Annotated in this window: 12 protein-coding genes; 10 read left to right on the top strand and 2 right to left on the bottom strand. The window is 53.3% G+C overall.

All coding sequences use genetic code 11. The features are described 5' to 3' along the window. Nucleotides 1-8 precede the first annotated feature (8 nt). Nucleotides 9-947, bottom strand: a complete 939-nt coding sequence (gene tal, locus DU506_RS12825; protein WP_114487308.1) for a transaldolase — start codon at nucleotides 945-947, stop codon at nucleotides 9-11. Nucleotides 948-1,074: 127 nt separating this feature from the next. Between tal and DU506_RS12820 the strand changes: the two genes are divergently transcribed. The 6 genes from DU506_RS12820 (at nucleotide 1,075) to DU506_RS12795 (ending at nucleotide 8,721) form a co-directional block, all read left to right on the top strand. Further along, nucleotides 1,075-2,265: a multidrug effflux MFS transporter gene (locus DU506_RS12820; protein WP_114487307.1), complete on the top strand. Its 1,191-nt coding sequence runs from the start codon at nucleotides 1,075-1,077 to the stop codon at nucleotides 2,263-2,265. Between the two features lie 139 nt (nucleotides 2,266-2,404). Then, nucleotides 2,405-3,415, top strand: coding sequence for a substrate-binding domain-containing protein (locus DU506_RS12815; protein ID WP_114487306.1), 1,011 nt, complete (start codon nucleotides 2,405-2,407; stop codon nucleotides 3,413-3,415). A gap of 169 nt (nucleotides 3,416-3,584) precedes the next feature. Beyond that, nucleotides 3,585-4,841 (top strand): phosphate ABC transporter permease subunit PstC, encoded by a 1,257-nt coding sequence (pstC, locus tag DU506_RS12810; RefSeq protein ID WP_114487305.1) that lies wholly within the window; start codon nucleotides 3,585-3,587, stop codon nucleotides 4,839-4,841. Between the two features lie 15 nt (nucleotides 4,842-4,856). Beyond that, complete coding sequence (gene pstA, locus DU506_RS12805; RefSeq protein WP_114487304.1) at nucleotides 4,857-6,023, top strand: phosphate ABC transporter permease PstA; 1,167 nt, start codon at nucleotides 4,857-4,859, stop codon at nucleotides 6,021-6,023. Nucleotides 6,024-6,083: 60 nt separating this feature from the next. Further along, nucleotides 6,084-6,890, top strand: a complete 807-nt coding sequence (gene pstB, locus DU506_RS12800) for a phosphate ABC transporter ATP-binding protein PstB (RefSeq protein WP_114487336.1) — start codon at nucleotides 6,084-6,086, stop codon at nucleotides 6,888-6,890. 130 nt (nucleotides 6,891-7,020) lie between these two features. Next, nucleotides 7,021-8,721: a methyl-accepting chemotaxis protein gene (locus DU506_RS12795; protein WP_114487303.1), complete on the top strand. Its 1,701-nt coding sequence runs from the start codon at nucleotides 7,021-7,023 to the stop codon at nucleotides 8,719-8,721. 97 nt (nucleotides 8,722-8,818) lie between these two features. Here the strand turns inward: DU506_RS12795 and DU506_RS12790 are convergent, their stop codons facing one another. Next, nucleotides 8,819-10,006 carry an acetyl-CoA C-acyltransferase gene (locus DU506_RS12790; protein ID WP_114487302.1) on the bottom strand — a complete coding sequence of 396 codons (1,188 nt, stop codon included), beginning with the start codon at nucleotides 10,004-10,006 and terminating at the stop codon, nucleotides 8,819-8,821. 115 nt (nucleotides 10,007-10,121) lie between these two features. On the opposite strand from DU506_RS12790, the gene DU506_RS12785 reads away from it, so the two are divergent. The 4 genes from DU506_RS12785 (at nucleotide 10,122) to DU506_RS12770 (ending at nucleotide 15,402) form a co-directional block, all read left to right on the top strand. Beyond that, nucleotides 10,122-10,700, top strand: coding sequence for a TetR/AcrR family transcriptional regulator (locus DU506_RS12785; RefSeq protein ID WP_114487301.1), 579 nt, complete (start codon nucleotides 10,122-10,124; stop codon nucleotides 10,698-10,700). 216 nt (nucleotides 10,701-10,916) lie between these two features. Further along, nucleotides 10,917-12,587 carry an AMP-binding protein gene (locus tag DU506_RS12780; protein WP_114487300.1) on the top strand — a complete coding sequence of 557 codons (1,671 nt, stop codon included), beginning with the start codon at nucleotides 10,917-10,919 and terminating at the stop codon, nucleotides 12,585-12,587. Nucleotides 12,588-12,613: 26 nt separating this feature from the next. Continuing rightward, nucleotides 12,614-13,381 (top strand): SDR family NAD(P)-dependent oxidoreductase, encoded by a 768-nt coding sequence (locus DU506_RS12775; protein ID WP_114487299.1) that lies wholly within the window; start codon nucleotides 12,614-12,616, stop codon nucleotides 13,379-13,381. 215 nt (nucleotides 13,382-13,596) lie between these two features. After that, nucleotides 13,597-15,402 (top strand): acyl-CoA dehydrogenase C-terminal domain-containing protein, encoded by a 1,806-nt coding sequence (locus DU506_RS12770; protein WP_114487298.1) that lies wholly within the window; start codon nucleotides 13,597-13,599, stop codon nucleotides 15,400-15,402. Nucleotides 15,403-15,953 lie beyond the last annotated feature (551 nt).

Raw genomic sequence — 15,953 nt, 5'->3', positions numbered from 1 at the left:
CCGTTCGATCACTGCTGACGCAAGTCGGCCAGTAAGGCCTCCAGCTTGCGTTGATCCGCCATGAACTTGCGAATTCCGTCACTGAGTTTGTCGCTGGCCATTTCGTCTTCGTTCATTTGCCAGCGGAAGCTAGCTTGATCCAATGGCTCGCTGTGTGGCGTGTCTGCGTCGGTGGGTATTAATTGGCGTTCAAGTGTGCCTTGCCGGTTTTCCAGTTCATCGAGCAATGCCGGTGAAATGGTCAGACGGTCACAACCTGCCAAGGCGGTAATTTCCCCTAAATTGCGAAAACTCGCACCCATGACAATTGTCTTGTAGCCGTGTCCCTTGTAGTGGTCAAAGATACGTTTGACCGATTGGACGCCGGGATCGCGCGAGTCGCTGAAGTCCGCGTCCGGGTTGCGGTGCTTGTGCCAGTCGAGGATACGCCCCACGAATGGCGAGACCAGGGTAGCACCGGCATCCGCGCACGCCTGGGCTTGCGTGAAGCTGAACAAGAGCGTGAGATTGGTGCGAATACCCTCGCGTTCGAGCAGGCGAGCGGCCTGTATGCCTTCCCAGGTAGCGGCGACCTTGATCAGGATGCGGTCGGCCTCCACGCCTTGACGGGCATAGCGCTCGATCAGTGACAGAGCTCGGTTGACGGTAGCATCACGGTCGAAAGACAGCCGGGCACTCACTTCAGTGGAAACGTAACCCGGCACCAGGGCGCTTATTTCACTGCCCACTTCCACCGCGACACTATCCACCGCATTATCGATATCCACGCTTTCTCGTGCGATTTCCGCCATCCGTGCGCGGCGCCTTTCTTGCTGAGCTGCCTGTAGAATCAAAGAGGGGTTAGTGGTGGCATCCTGGGGCGAGAAACGGCGAATAGCGTCGAGATCGCCGGTATCCGCGACCACTGTGGTCATTTTCTTGAGTTGTGAAAGCAGGCTATCTGCCATGATGTCAGCTCCTTTGAGGCGTAGTGCTTACTGTAGCAAGGCATGGATAGCGCGAACAGTCACCGACAAGCCAATAGAAATCGATTATCATTAGCTGGCTATCTAATTATACGTAAAGGAGTGTCTTTTGTTATTGAGTCCACGTCGGGTTGCGGTGTTGGTGGCAGCCAATACCGCCCTGGCACCTTTCGCCATCGATGCGTATCTCCCTGCCATGGCGGCGTTGGCTGAAAGCATCGGTGCCAGTATTCACCGTACCGAACTTTCCATCAGTGTTTTCTTGTTCGGGTTCGCTCTGGGTCAGCTGTTTTTCGGTCCGTTATCCGACCGGCTAGGTAGGAAACCGGTTCTTTTAGGCGGGCTTGCGGTCTTCTTCGTTGCCAGCTTGGCGATAATCAGTGTGGACAGCCTCTCAACCTTGCTCATATGGCGGTTTATTCAAGCATTAGGCGGTGGGGCCTGTGTGGTCAATTCGGCCGCCATCGTACGCGACTGTTTCAGCGGGCGAGAAGCCGCCAAGGTCATGTCGACCATGGCGCTGATCATGATGCTGGCACCCTTGGTGGCTCCAACAGTGGGTAGCCTGCTGTTGTACGTGGCGGGTTGGTGGCTTATTTTCGGCTTTCTTGCGATCTACGCCGCTTTTCTGTTCTGGCTATTGGGAACGCGCCTACCCGAAACCCGTGACATGAGCCTGCCAGTGGCCTCTCCACGTCAAGTATTAGTTCACTATGCCAGCATATTGTCTCACCGCGAAGGCATGGGTTATGTCTGCGCGGTAGCGGCTTCTTTTGCTGGTTTATTTGCCTTCATTACTGCGTCTCCCTTTCTGTACCTGGAACATTTCGGTCTTTCACCGGCCATGTATCCCGTGGTTTTCGGGGTTAACGTCCTGGTGATTGCATTATCCAACCGGGTGAATATTCAACTACTGAGCCGCAGGACACCGCAGCAGAATCTACGCTTGGGCCTTACGGTGCAATGGGTGGCGGCGACAGCGCTGGTGATCGCCACAGCGACAGGCACGGCGTCCTTGTACGTGGTGGTGCCGTTAGTGATGTTGTATACCGGGATGATCGGCATGATTTCCCCGAATGCGATTTCTTCTCTGCTGGACCACTTTGGTCATATCAGTGCGACGGCCACGGCATTGCTGGGGTCCGTGCAGTTCAGCTGCGGCGCCTTGGCCGGCTTCATGGTGGGAGCATTTGAAGTGGAAAGCCTATGGCCGATGGTAGTGACCATGTTGGTGGCGGCAACGATCGGTAATATCGGGTTGCGTCTTCTGACTCCGTCGTTGAATACATTAGGAAAATAATAATCAGGGTGGAAAGGGGAGCTGTCAGACAGAAATAACGAAAAATTAAAGGTAAGCATCCCTGTCATGAAGATGTCATCTAATCGAGGCAAGGTATGCCTTGTGAAGGCCAGATTTCTTTGATGACAGGAGTATTCGCATGAACCGCATTCTCAAGACTACTGTGCTCGCGGCTGCCGTAATGAGCGTTGCCGGTGTTGCCCAAGCGCGTGAGCAAATCAACATTGTAGGTTCCAGTACTGTTTACCCGTTCTCCAGCTTTGTAGCGGAAGAATTCGGTGCAACCACTAATTACCCAACTCCAGTAATTGAGGGCACCGGTTCTGGTGGTGGTATGCGCCTGTTCTGTAACGGTGTTGGCACAGGTACGCCCGATGTCACCAACTCTTCTCGTCGCATGAAGGTTTCCGAATTTGAGCGTTGTGTAGAAAACGGCGTCACCGATATTACTGAAGTCTATATTGGCAGTGATGGTATCGCCTTCGCACAAACCGCTGATAACGAGCCGATGCCGGTTACTCGCGAGCAGATCTTCCTGGCAGCTGCTCAGCTGGTGCCGGTTGATGGTGAGCTGGTAGAAAACCCCTACACCAACTGGAATCAGATTGATTCGTCTTTCCCAGATCGTGAGATTGTGATCGTAGGCCCGCCTACTACGTCTGGTACCCGCGACTCCTTTGAAGAGCTGATCATGGAAGCTGCTTCCGAGAGCTTCCCGGAATACGGTGAAGAGTACTCCGATATTCGTGCCGATGGCGGCTGGGTTGACGGTGGCGAAAACGACAACTTGATCGTTCAGCGCCTAACGCAAGACAGCACTGCATTCGGTGTGTTTGGTTACTCTTTCCTTGAAGAAAACGATAACGTTTTAATCGGTTCAAGCATCGACGGTGTTGACCCGACTCCTGATACCATTGCCAGTGAAGAGTATCCGGTTGCACGCACCATGTTCTTCTACATCAAGAACCAGCATGCTGAAGAAGTGCCGGTCATGTATGAGTATGCCGAAATGTTCGCCTCTGACATGATGATTGGTCGCGATGGCCTGCTACGAGATATCGGTTTGATCGTTCCTACCGAAGAAGCACTTGATAAAGTTCAGGCTGATCTGGCGGATCGCAAGCAGCTTGCGAAGGAAGACCTGGAGTAAGTTAGCTTTACGACAGTAAAAAAGCCGGCAGCCTATGTTGCCGGCTTTTTGCTTTTCATTAGGCCTTGGTGCAACCGTTAAGCGTTAGTGCGGTTGTCACATACCTGTCATGTTCTTGCCTTAAGGTAACTCGGCAAACGGAACCAATGGTTAACCTGAGATATCAACGATGCAGACCAACCAGCTATTTTTGATTTTTTGCAGCGTACTTCTGCTGCTGGGGCTTGCAGCCTTTTTTGTTGGGCGAAGCAAAGCCACTCGTGTACGTGCATCAGGGTCGTCGATGTATGCGCAGCCTGACCAATACGCATGGTTTGCTGTGGTGGCGACGGCTGGGCCAGCCATTCTGGTGAGTGCTCTGGGTGCCTTTGTCATGCTCGTGATGGGCACCGAGATTCCTACTTTCCCCTTACTTTTGGCAAGCCTTGCAGTGGCGGGGGTGGGGCTTGGCGTGGGGATGATGCTAATTCGCGCAAATTTTCATGCGCGTCAGGCAATTGAGCGCGTCATTGTTTGGTCCCTAGCGGGTGCTGCGACCATCTCGATTCTGACAACGCTCGGGATACTTATTTCAATCATTGGTGAAGCGCTCAATTTTTTCCAGATGCACAGTTTCTGGGAATTTATTACCGGTACCACCTGGGCACCCGGTAATAGCTTTCTGATAGCCGCCGGCCGGGGAGAGGGCGCCAGTGGTGGCGCGGAGTTTGGTTCGGTACCGCTGTTTGCCGGTACCTTCATGATTACCGCCATCGCATTAGCGGTGGCGGTGCCAGTCGGCCTGCTATCGGCCATTTATATGGCGGAGTATGCGCCCAGCCGTGTCCGTTCAATTGCTAAACCCATGCTGGAAATTCTCGCTGGTATACCGACCGTGGTGTATGGCTTCTTTGCGGCGATTACCGTAGCGCCATTTATTGTTCGCGTGGCTGAAACAGTTGGCTTAGATGCTTCCTTCAATAACGCGTTAGCGCCCGGTATCGTCATGGGCATCATGATCATTCCTTTTATCTCGTCGCTTTCTGACGATGTAATTAACGCAGTGCCTGACAGTATGCGCCAGGGCTCGTTCGCGCTTGGCATGACCAAGGGCGAAACCATTCGTGATGTGGTTATTCCCGCAGCGCTGCCGGGTATTATTTCCGCCTCGCTGTTGGGGATGTCACGTGCGCTGGGTGAAACGATGATTGTGGTGATGGCAGCGGGTATGCGTCCCAACTTGACGGCTAACCCATTGGAAGAGATGACCACCGTCACCGTTCGGATTGTCGCCGCCATGACCGGTGATCTGGAGTTTGATAGCGCAGAAACGCTTTCGGCTTTCGCGCTGGGTCTGGTGCTGTTTGTAGTGACGCTTTCGCTGAACCTCGTGTCGGTGATCATGATTCGTCGCTTCCGTGACAAATACCGCGTCAACAATCTGTAACGCTAGGATATCTCAATGAGTGATTCATACGATCAGATTAGTCAGCAGCTCAAGGGCCGCCATCGTAAATCTACGCGCCTGAAATACATATCGATGGGAGCTTTGGCGTTGGCAGGTGCTTTCTTGTTGATATTCTTTGCCGATATGTTGAGCAAGGGCTTGCCAGCCTTCAAACAGGCGATGATCAATATAGAAATAAATTATACCGAAGATGCGGCCAGAAATGGTCGGGAAGCCGTTGATCGAGATTTTTCCACCATCATCAGTCGCAGTGTGGTGCGGGTTATCCCCCTCGAAATGCGTAACGATCCTTCATTGCTGGGAACGTCGGTTCAACGATGGGTGTTGGCCAGCGCTGATGTGGATCAATATCTTAAGGGAAACCCCGTCCGTCTTGACGACGACGAAAAGGCAAGAATTGATCGCCTGGTTGAAGAGGGCAAGGTTGAGATGCAGTTCAATGCCGGCTTCTTTTCTCGAGGTGATTCCAAGATGCCCGAACTGGCGGGGATCATGTCGGCCGTCATTGGTACGGTCATGACCATGATCGTCACCCTGGCCATTGCCTTCCCTATCGGTGTGATGACGGCAATTTATCTTGAAGAATTTGCACCCGATAATCGGCTTACCCAGCTAATTGAAATTAACATCAATAACCTTGCCGCCATTCCTTCCATTTTGTTCGGTTTGCTCGGGTTGGCGATCTTTATTAATTTCTTTGGGGTGCCGCGTTCAACGCCGTTGGTAGGCGGGATGACCCTGGCGTTGATGACACTGCCGGTGATCATTATTTCGACACGTACTGCACTGCGTAGTGTGCCGGAATCTATACGCCATGCGGCGTTTGGGGTGGGCTGCTCCCGGTGGCAAGTGGTAAAAGACCACGTACTGCCACTGGCCATGCCCGGCATTATGACGGGTTCGATCATCGGCCTGGCGCAGGCCATGGGCGAGACAGCGCCGCTGATTATTGTGGGTATGGTGGCGTTTATTCCCGATGTCACTGCATCCTTTACAGAAGCAGCGACAGTGATGCCCGCCCAGGTATTTACCTGGTCAGGTGAGCCTAGTCGCGCCTTCGTTGAAAAAACCGCAGGCGGGATTGTGGTGCTCCTGGCAGTACTGATTTCGCTGAACGCTTCCGCTGTCCTGTTACGTAAGAAATTTGAACGTCGTTGGTAACCCAGGACGTCACAAAGGATACTGTTTATGAATAGTCAAGCACCTCAATTCAGTCAACAGATGGCGCCAGCAGCAGGGCAGCCTTACACACGCAATGAGCAGGCATGTCATGACCTGAGTATTCGAGTGCGAGATCTGAACCTCTGGTATGGCAAAAACCAAGCGTTGATGGACCTCAATATTGATTTGTTTCAAAAAAATGTGACGGCATTGATCGGCCCTTCGGGTTGCGGTAAATCGACCTTTTTGCGTTGCTTGAATCGGATGAATGACCTGATTCCAAGCGTACATACCGAAGGGCTGGTGGAAATGGATGGCCGGGACGTCAACGCCGCCAAGATGGATGAAGTGGCGTTACGCCGCCGCGTGGGTATGGTGTTTCAAAAACCCAATCCGTTTCCTAAGTCAATTTACGAAAATGTTGCCTACGCGCCGCGTATGCACGACATAGTCAGCCGCAAGGCGGAGCAGGATGAGCTAGTTGAAAAGGCGCTCCGCGACGCGGGTCTTTGGAACGAAGTGAAAGACAAGCTTCAAGAGCCTGGTACATCTCTATCCGGTGGTCAGCAGCAACGCCTGTGTATCGCCCGTGCCATTGCGGTACAGCCGGATGTGATCCTGATGGATGAGCCGACCTCTGCTCTTGACCCGATCTCGACCGCTATCATTGAAGACTTGATGGACAAGCTGAAAGAGAAGTTCACCATCATCACTGTGACTCATAACATGCAGCAGGCAGCGCGAGTGGCTGATTACACGGCATTTTTCCACTTGGGGGAAATCATTGAGTACAACGATACGAAAGTGATGTTCTCAACCCCAGCCAAGAAAAAAACCGAAGACTATATCTCCGGGCGCTACGGTTAAATCATTATTTCAATATGAATTAAAAGGCAGCTTAGGCTGCCTTTTTTAGTTTCCGCTACTGCAATCTTTCGGTCATTTTCGTGAGTTAGGCTAGTTTTGCCTGGTTGGCTATCAAAGAACGGAGCAAAACATGAAAGTGCTGGGAAATATGACAGTAAAAACAAGCTGGACGCTGGTTTTGCTGGCTTTTAGCGTTCTTATTCTGGGAATCGGTTCGCTGGGCTTATACGCCAACCATTTTGGACGAGACGCCTACACCGCTCTCAATCGCAGCAATGTCTTACACGTCAGAGAACTTACGACTGCTTATAATTCAATGCTTCGTGCACGACTGGAAATGGATCGTGCAGCTCAGTTGATGAGTCGGCCGTCATTCGATCGTCCTGGTCCTGTCATCGAGAATGCAGAGCATCTGGTGCAACAGTCTCAACAGGCGTTCGAGCGTTTCCTGGCAATTGAGCCTTTAGATGAACAGAGCGAGTTGATTGCTTCCTTGAGCAATCATTTTCAATCTTTAGTAAACAACAATATGTTGTTGCAGTTATTGGTGTTGAAAGATAAAGATGTGGCTGGTTATCAGTCCGGGGCTTCCCGGATGTCTGACAGCAGCCAGCGCTTTATTGAAAGCACAGCGAAGTTTCTCGATCTTTCAGAACAGCAGGGAAGCCAATTATCCGCCAGGTTTGAACAGGTTTCGGCATGGCTGTTCTGGGGCGTGGTGCTTAATCTGATCTTGGCGCTGGGGTTGATCGGCGTGGTGGTTTGGGGGGTACGTTGTAATGTATTGAAACCCTTGGCTCGAATAGTTGGGCACTTCAAGCGAATCGCCGATGGCGACCTTTCCAGTTCGATCGAGTCCCACAGTGGTAATGAAATCGGTCAGCTATATAAAGAATTGGCCAATATGCAAGGATCGCTAATCGATACGGTAAGTCGGCTGCGTAGCAGTAGTGAAGGCGTCCATACCAGTAGTCGCGAAATGGCTCAAAGAAACCAGGCAGTGGCGGCCCAGACTGAAAGACAGGCTTCTGCTCTTGAGCAAATGGCGGCAAATCTGGGGCAATTGACGGCCACCGTGAGCCAAAATACCACTACTGCGCATTACGTAAGAAACTCGACGTTGAATGTGACTAAGAAAGCGGGAGAGGGCGACGAAGTTATCACCCGGTTCATTGGAACAATGCAGGAAATCAGCGGCCATTCCAAAGAAATACAATCCATTATTTCAGTTATTGAGAACATCGCTTTCCAGACGAATTTATTGGCACTCAATGCGTCAGTGGAAGCGGCTCGTGCAGGTGAACAAGGACGAGGTTTTGCAGTGGTCGCCAATGAAGTTCGCGGTTTGGCATCCCGCAGCGCGAATGCGGCAAAAGACATTCGGGAGCGTATACAAGCTTCTGGAAAAAGCATTGAGCAAGGTAATGTGTGGTCAACGAAGGCCGGTGAACATACGCAAGCGATCATGTTGGCAGTCCAGGAAGTGGATGCCTTGATGAGAGATATGACTCAGGCATCCGAAGAGCAGCGACGCGGAATCGAAGAGACTCACCAAGCTGTGGCGCAAATCGAGCAGGCTACTCAAGACAACATGATTTTGATTGAGGGAGCCACATTGAGTGCCCGGACCCTTGAGAATGAAGCACTTCAAATGAAAGAGCATGCACAACGCTTCACGACTCCCTCCGGGTTGTTAACCCGAGCGGAATGGAGTGGTGTGAAAGTCCAGTATGAGGCGCGCTATGAACCTCAAATCAACGGGCTGGAAAGTACTTCCAGTGTTGAACTAAGACACAGAGAATGGAATGAACCCTCACCCGCTTTATGCTGAAAGAGCGAGGGGATAGGTATATTGCAATTTTTCTTGCCGGAATTGTGGGTCACCCACGCTGCTATAGGCAACGTGGGTGAATAGCGCTCTAACGTGCTTAGTCGATCAGCTCAACGGCAACGGCGGTGGCTTCGCCGCCTCCGATACATAGGCTCGCGATACCGCGCTTGCCGCCCTTGGTGCGCAGCGCATGGATCAAGGTGGCTATGATCCGCGAACCGGTTGAACCAATGGGATGCCCTTGAGCGCAGGCTCCGCCGAAAACGTTGACCTTGTCGTGGGGCAAGCCGAGATCGTCCATGGCCATGAGCGTGACGACGGCAAAGGCTTCATTGATTTCGAACAGGTCTACGTCATTGACGCCCCAGTCGAGTTTCTTCATCAGTGACTCAATGGCGCCCACTGGAGCGATGGTGAACTCGCTCGGATGACGAGAAAATGTGCTATGCCCCAGCATGCGAGCAATGGGTTTGGCACCATGTTTCTCGGCTGACGCTCGGCTGGCCAGAATCAGTGCCGAGGCCCCATCAGAAATCGAGCTGGCATTGGCGGCGGTGATGGTGCCGTCCTTGGCGAATGCCGGACGCAGCGTTCTGATCTTGTCGAGCTTGGCCTGGAATGGCTGTTCATCATGCTTGACCAGTGTTTCCCCTTTGCGATCTTTCACCAGCACAGGTGCCATCTCGGCGTCGAGATGACCGGCATTGGTGGCTTCCATGGCACGTTCCAGCGAGGCAATGGCAAAGTCGTCCAGGCGCTCCCTGCCGTAATCGCGCTCAGTAGCAATATCCTGAGCAAAGACACCCATCAGTTTGCCGGTTTCAGCATCTTCCAGGCCGTCCAGGAACATATGGTCCTTTAATTCGCCATGGCCGAGCCGATAACCGCTGCGTGCCTTGGTCAATATATGCGGAGCATTGCTCATGGATTCCATGCCGCCTGCAAGTAGCATGTCACCGCTGCCTGCCTTGATCAGGTCATGGGCGAGCATGGCGGCTTTCATGCCGGAACCACATAGCTTGTTGACGGTAGTGGCACCGCTTGCATCGGGAATGCCGGCCTGGCGCATGGCTTGGCGGGCCGGGCCTTGTTTGACTCCAGCAGGCAGTACACAGCCCATGATGCCTTCAGTGATGCTGGCGGCATCGATGCCGGCTCGTTCAATGGCGGCCTTGATGGCGACCGCGCCGAGTTCCGGGGCACTCATGCTTGAAAGGCTTCCCATCATGCCTCCCATCGGAGTCCGGGTAGCGGCAATAAATACGATATCGTTGGCGTTGCTCATGGCAGACTCCTGCAAGTTCTTGTGATTGTCACGCTAAGTGAAAGTGGATGCGTTGACCCGTCGACAGTGCTGTGGTCTTCTCTGTATAACCAAGCAAGCGCTAGTGTGAACACCTATGAATGTAATAAATGCATCTCCTCGTCGCAAGGAATTGACTCGCCTTGCTGCCCAACTCTTCGTTCAAGAAGGTTTCGATCGGACCACGGTGCGTATGCTGGCCCAGGAAATGGGCATCAAATCCGGGAGTCTGTTTCATCATTTTAGAGACAAACAGGAAATTCTGGCGGCCGTGATTGAAGAGGGCACCCAGAATGCCCTGAATATCGCTCATCGTGCCTTGGAACTGGCTGGCGATGACCCGGATTCGCGGCTGCGCGCGATGGCGCGTGCTCACCTGGAAACATTGTTTACCGATCGCAATGCGCATGTGGTGGCCCTGTTTGAATGGCGCCGCCTGGACCCTAGTGCCCGGGCACATTTAAGCCATTTGCGTGATGCTTATGAAGCCTTATGGGTCGAAGTGATTGATGAGGCGCTGGAAGCAGGGCTCATCCATGGCGACCGCTTTCTCGTATCACGCTTCATATTGGGCGCATTGAATTGGACGGTGCGCTGGTATGATCCCGGCGGCTCGCGTAGTCCCGATGATTTGGCTGACGAATTGGTTTTCATGATCATGCCAAAAACTCCTTGAGCGACAGCGAGTCAAGAGTGGTTGCGACCATGGTCTAGGTGCTCAGCCCCTTAGATAGCTTGCTCTCAGGCGTGAATGCTTTTAGCGTTGCTCTAACCAGCTGGGTTCCGTTAACGTAAACGGATAATAAATAATAAGCGCCCAGCGTATCAGATACCACTTTAGTGCATTAAACGCTCTGCCGTATGCTCATAAACACAACACAAGAGAGCCATCATGACAGCGAAACATGATCAATTGCCGGATTATCACGACTACCTAGCCCATTTCTCCATCGATGACGTCATTGCACGCCTGGATGACCATAACGATGGCAAGTTCAATGCATACGAATCTTGTTGCGGTACGCATCTGCGTGCGGGGCGCGGTGATGTGCTTGCCTTGGTGCATGAAGATACCCAGGGCAATATCAACAAGTTGACCTATGCGGAACTTGATGCACAAAGCGCCAAGCTGGCGGGCTGGTTCATGGCGCAAGGCCTGGGCGAAGGTGATCGTATCGCCTGCATGTTGCCGCGTTCACCGCAGCTATTGATTACCGTGTTGGCTGTCTGGCGGATCGGTGGGGTTTATCAGCCCTTATTCACGGCTTTCGGACCGGATGCGGTCGATTATCGCTTGGAGCGGGCCGATACCAAACTGGTCATCACCGATCATGCCAATCGTTTTAAATTTGTCGGCTTGGCCCAATGCCCACCGGTCTTGGCGGTGGGTGGTGCAATGCCTGAGCACGCTGATGATCTGGATTGGGCCGATGCACTTGCCCACGCTGCGATGACCGAACAGCCGCCTCGGCTGGCCTCGGAGAAGCCTTTCCTGCAGATGTTTACCTCAGGCACGGTGGGTAAATCAAAAGGGGTGGCGGTGCCATTGGCGGGTATGCCGGCGTTTGCCCTCTACATGGAACTGGCTATCGGGCTGCGCGAGGAAGATCGTTTCTGGAATATGGCGGATCCGGGCTGGGCCTATGGCTTATACTACGCGATTGCCGGGCCACTGCTGTTGGGCGTAACCACGCATTTCTGTGAAGCCGGCTTCAGTGCTGAAGGCGCCATGGCATTCATGAAGCGTCATCATATTACCAACTTTGCCGCAGCCCCCACCGCTTATCGCCTGATGAAGGCCTCGGGACTTTTCGATACGGGCCATGAGACGCTCGAGTTGCGCGTGGCAAGTTCCGCCGGTGAGCCGCTCAACACCGAAGTGGTGACTTGGGTTGAGCGTGCTTTGGGTTGCCCGGTCATGGATCATTATGGCCAGACGGAAACCGGCATGACGTGCTGTAATCATCATGGGTTGGCGCATCCCAAGCATGTGGGCGCAATGGGCGTGCCGATGCCAGGCTATCGTTTGGCGATTCTGGATGCCGAATACAACGAATTGCCTCCCGGCGAGCCGGGCGTGTTGGCAGTGGATATTGCCAATTCACCCGCGCATTTCTTCCAGGGTTATACGTGGCAAGAAAAGGACCCCTTTGCCCATGGCTATTACTTGACCGGGGATGTGGTACTGCTGCAGGAAGATGGCACTTTCCAGTTTGCTGGCCGCGATGACGACATCATCACCACGGCAGGTTACCGCGTGGGCCCCACAGACGTGGAAAATAGTGTTATGGCCCATGCCGCTGTCGCCGAATCGGCAGCCGTGGGTCAGCCGGACGAGATTCGTGGCGAAATTATCAAGTCATACATTGTGTTGCGTGAAGGTTTTACCGCCAGTGATGATTTGGCTGACGAGATACGTCAGCAAGTTCGCGAACGACTCTCGACCCATGCTTTTCCTCGGGTGATCGAGTTTGTCGATGAGCTACCCAAGACGCCTAGTGGCAAGATTCAGCGTTTCAAGCTGCGCGCCCAGGCGGTGGAAGAATCTCAAAAAGATACTTAAGCGTACCTTTAACAGGAAAACTTCACATGCAAGTCAAGGACAATACCTTTCTGATTACCGGGGCGGCATCCGGCCTGGGCGCGGCGACCGCAGAGCGCATTGTCGCAGCCGGCGGCAAAGTCGTACTGTGTGACCTTAATGAAAGTGTCGATGCTCATGCCCAGGTGTTGGGGGAGGCCGCAAGAGCTTGTCGCAGCGATATCACCTCGGATTCCGATATGCAGAAGGCAGTGGAAACCGCAGTGGCTCTGGGGGGAGAGCGAGGCCTTTCGGGTGTGGTGCACTGTGCCGGGGTGGTCAGCGTAGCCAAGTTGGTCGACCGTAAAGGTAATCCGGCCGATCTCGATGCCTATGCCAAGACGATTCAGATTAACCTGGTGGGCACATTTAATGTGATGCGTTTAGCCGCAGCAGCAATGGCCAAGAATTCGCCAGGTGAAGACGGTGAGCGTGGGGTCATTATCAACACAGCTTCAATTGCCGCCTTTGATGGCCAGGTTGGGCAGTGTGCCTATAGTGCTTCCAAAGCGGGTGTTGTCGGTATGAGCCTTCCAGCGGCGCGTGAACTTTCGCGGCATGGCGTACGGGTCATGGCGATTGCCCCCGGCGTATTTGAAACGCCTATGATGAGTGAAATTCCCGATGAGGCTGCGCAGGCATTGGCGGCTGCCGTGCCATTTCCGAAACGTTTGGGGCGGCCGGATGAGTTTGCCCGCCTGGCCGAGCAAATTATTACTAACCCCATGCTGAATGGTGAAGTAATCCGTTTGGATGGCGGTATCCGGATGCAGTAAATGCTTGGCTGGTAGTGCTACCTAAGCCCCGTCGAATTCAATCGAGTGGGGCTTTTTGTTTTTGGAAAGCAGGGCGCGTTCGCTACAGAACTTACAATTTCCAGCTAAAATTAAAACGAACGCTTGACTCTAGGTCTGCGGGGCGCTAGTTTTCAAACATGTGTTTGAAATCGGTTTTGACCGCTCTCATCGGTACTTAATTTAGGAGAAACAAGATGCCCAGCTACCAGGCCCCTCTACGTGATCTACGTTTTGTCATGAACGAAATGCTGGGCTATCCCGCCCATTACGCTCGCTTGCCGGGCGGCGACGAAGCTTCTCCAGAGACAGTGGATGCCATCCTTGAAGAAGGGGCGCGTTTTGCTCGTGAGGTATTGCTGCCCTTGAATCAGAGCGGTGACGAAGAGGGGTGCCGGTTAGAAGGTGGCGAGGTCAAGGCGCCGAAAGGTTTCAAGGAAGCCTATCAGCAATATGTTGAAGGCGGCTGGCCGAGCCTGGCCGCTGACCCGGCACAAGGTGGGCAAGGGCTTCCTCATTCGTTGGCCATGGTGCTTTCGGAGATGATATGCGCCACGAACTTGGCGTGGGGCATGTATCCAGGGTTATCTCATGGTGCTGCTGATGCGCTACGCCACCATGGAACGGAAGAGCAGAAAGCAACGTATCTCACCAAGCTGGTTGAAGGTGTGTGGACGGGTAGCATGTGTCTCACGGAACCGCACTGTGGTACTGATTTGGGCTTGATCAAAACTCGCGCCGTGCCGGCGGCTGGCGGTGGTTATGATATTAGCGGCACCAAGATTTTCATTTCTGCCGGTGATCACGACCTAGCGGAAAATATTGTTCATCTAGTGCTTGCCAAGCTGCCTGATGCGCCGGAAGGCTCCAAGGGAATCTCGCTGTTCGTTGTGCCAAAGTACTTGCCTGATGCTGATGGCGGTCCTGGCGAGCACAACGGCGTAGCGTGTGGGTCTCTGGAACACAAGATGGGAATCCATGGTAATGCTACCTGCGTGATGAACTTCGACGCGGCGCGCGGTTATCTGGTGGGAGCGCCCAACAAAGGGCTGGCATGCATGTTTACCATGATGAACGCTGCCCGTTTGGGTGTGGGTATCCAGGGGTTGGGACTAACTGAGGCAAGCTTTCAAAACTCGCTTGCCTACGCTCGCGATCGCTTGCAAATGCGAGCCCTTTCCGGCCCGCAGTCCCCGGAAAAACCCGCTGACCCGATCATTGTGCATCCCGATGTTCGCCGCATGTTGCTGACGCAAAAAGCGTTTGCCGAAGGCGGTCGTATGCTGGTGTTGTATACGGCCCAGATGTTGGATGTGGTTGAGCATGGTGAAGATAATTCAGAGCGTGAGCGGGCTGAAACGTTATTGGGGTTGCTGACGCCCATCGTAAAGGCCTTTCTCACTGAGGTGGGTTTTGAGGCTACCAATGAAGGGGTTCAGGTGTTTGGTGGTCATGGCTTCATCCGGGAATGGGGCATGGAGCAACTGGTACGCGATGCGCGGATCACTCGGCTATATGAAGGCACTACCGGTATCCAGGCGCTGGATCTACTGGGACGCAAGGTGCTCATGAGCCAGGGGGAGACGCTAAAGCTATTCACCAAGGAAATTCACCAGTTCTGCAAGGCGGAAGCTGATAACCCAGTGCTCAAGGCCTTTGTCGAGCCATTGGCAAAACTGAATGCCGAATGGGGCGAGCTGACGTTGGGTATCGGTATGAAAGCGATGCAGGACCGCGAGGAAGTCGGAGCGGCGAGCGTCGATTATTTGATGTATTCCGGCTATGTGACCCTGGCTTACCTGTTTGCGCGCGCGGTGAAGCAAGCGAGTCAGTCGCTTGAAGGTGATGAGACGGCCTTCTACCAGGCAAAAATCGACACCGCGCGCTTCTACTTCCAGCGTTTGCTGCCTCGCACGCGCGCGCACGCCGCCATGATCCAGGCGGGGGCAGGGTCGCTTATGGCAATATCCAGTGAAGATTTCGGCTGTGGTTTCGAGCTGTGATGTATTGAGGCTTGGTAGAGTAAGTTGAGCAGTTATCCAGAAAAAGTTGAGCTCGTTGGTTTGCGGTAGAGGAGAGCTCTACCGCTTTTTTATGCTTTTTTACACCCAGGGCTTGCCAGTGTCCCGGTCAGGGGGTAAAGTGCTCATCCGCTGCCGGGAACGCCAGGCGTTTCCAGCGGTGAATGAGGTTGAAAAACCTCGGTTTGTCATAGGGTTAGCGGTTTCGAAGTCACGCCAGACGGCATCGAAATTACCCATTGACAACCACCCAGGAACGCGTAGAATACGCTTCCTCGCTGAGGCCAAACGGTTACCGGTCTCGCGACAGCTCTTTAACAATTGATCAGGTAATTCATGTGGGCGCTTGCCGATGAGGGTGACAATGTCACCGAAAATCAAGGCAAGCGACTCAAGCAATAAGGTTTTTCGGAACCTGTTTTGAATGAACTCGTTTGAACCTTGAGCCAAGTTTGATCCACTTCTGTGACTTTCGAGTGACAGGCAAGGATCACAATGATTTGAAACTGAAGAGTTTGATCATGGCTCAGATT

It is taken from the genome of Vreelandella rituensis (assembly GCF_003336665.1).
GTDB classification, from domain to species: Bacteria; Pseudomonadota; Gammaproteobacteria; order Pseudomonadales; family Halomonadaceae; genus Vreelandella; species Vreelandella rituensis.
This window is presented reverse-complemented; position numbering and strand designations above follow the sequence as displayed.

Coding starts and splice junctions, on each gene's coding strand:
- DU506_RS12775 (WP_114487299.1), top strand. CDS start 12,614: ATGCAAGTCAAGGACAATACCTTTCTGATTACCGGGGCGGCATCCGGC.
- tal (WP_114487308.1), bottom strand. CDS start 947: ATGGCAGATAGCCTGCTTTCACAACTCAAGAAAATGACCACAGTGGTC.
- DU506_RS12785 (WP_114487301.1), top strand. CDS start 10,122: ATGAATGTAATAAATGCATCTCCTCGTCGCAAGGAATTGACTCGCCTT.
- DU506_RS12815 (WP_114487306.1), top strand. CDS start 2,405: ATGAACCGCATTCTCAAGACTACTGTGCTCGCGGCTGCCGTAATGAGC.
- DU506_RS12790 (WP_114487302.1), bottom strand. CDS start 10,006: ATGAGCAACGCCAACGATATCGTATTTATTGCCGCTACCCGGACTCCG.
- pstB (WP_114487336.1), top strand. CDS start 6,084: ATGGCGCCAGCAGCAGGGCAGCCTTACACACGCAATGAGCAGGCATGT.
- pstA (WP_114487304.1), top strand. CDS start 4,857: ATGAGTGATTCATACGATCAGATTAGTCAGCAGCTCAAGGGCCGCCAT.
- pstC (WP_114487305.1), top strand. CDS start 3,585: ATGCAGACCAACCAGCTATTTTTGATTTTTTGCAGCGTACTTCTGCTG.
- DU506_RS12795 (WP_114487303.1), top strand. CDS start 7,021: ATGAAAGTGCTGGGAAATATGACAGTAAAAACAAGCTGGACGCTGGTT.
- DU506_RS12780 (WP_114487300.1), top strand. CDS start 10,917: ATGACAGCGAAACATGATCAATTGCCGGATTATCACGACTACCTAGCC.
- DU506_RS12770 (WP_114487298.1), top strand. CDS start 13,597: ATGCCCAGCTACCAGGCCCCTCTACGTGATCTACGTTTTGTCATGAAC.